Below are 535 nucleotides of genomic sequence, written 5' to 3'. Positions count from 1 at the left end.
CGGTTAAAACCACTTCTTGAACCCCTTTAGAGCATAAAAGGCCCACTTGCTCTAAAATTTTCCTCTCTTCAAAGCTCCTGGCCCTCCCTCTCACGCTTGGGATAATGCAATAATTGCAATCAAAATCACAGCCTTCTTGAATCTTGATAAACGCCCTAGTTTTTCCCACAAACTCGCTCACCATTGTGGTGTCTAAGTGCTTGTTTTCTAAATTGTCGTCTATAAAAAAACGCTTTTTTTCTTGCAAAAGCGCGTTAATCTTTTCTTTATTGTCATGCCCAAAAACGCCCTTTAAAAGCCCTTTTTCAAAAAGCTCCTTGCCTTGGGTTTTCACCCCACAGCCAGTAAATAGCACTTCCTTATCCAATCGCGCCATTTTTTTAGCGTAACTCCTTACTGCGCTATCGGCCCCATTGGTTACGGTGCAAGAATTGATGATAATAATATCGGCTTCTTGTTCTTCTAAGGTCGCGCTAAAATCCTTCAAATTCTCGCCCATCACTTGCGTGTCAAAAAGATTCGTCCTGCACCCAAA

General features: G+C 42.1%; 1 protein-coding gene. It reads right to left on the bottom strand.

Annotation, left to right across the window (positions count from 1 at the left end):
• Nucleotides 1–499: radical SAM protein (locus IEY78_RS35465; protein ID WP_229700355.1), on the bottom strand; the 499-nt coding region annotated here is incomplete at its 3' end.
• Between the last annotated feature and the right edge of the window lie 36 nt (nt 500–535).

Source organism: Streptomyces kronopolitis, assembly GCF_014646275.1.
Lineage (GTDB): Bacteria > Actinomycetota > Actinomycetes > Streptomycetales > Streptomycetaceae > Streptomyces > Streptomyces kronopolitis.
The sequence above is the reverse complement of the archived record's forward strand: the minus strand, read 5'-3'. Positions and strand labels throughout refer to the sequence as shown.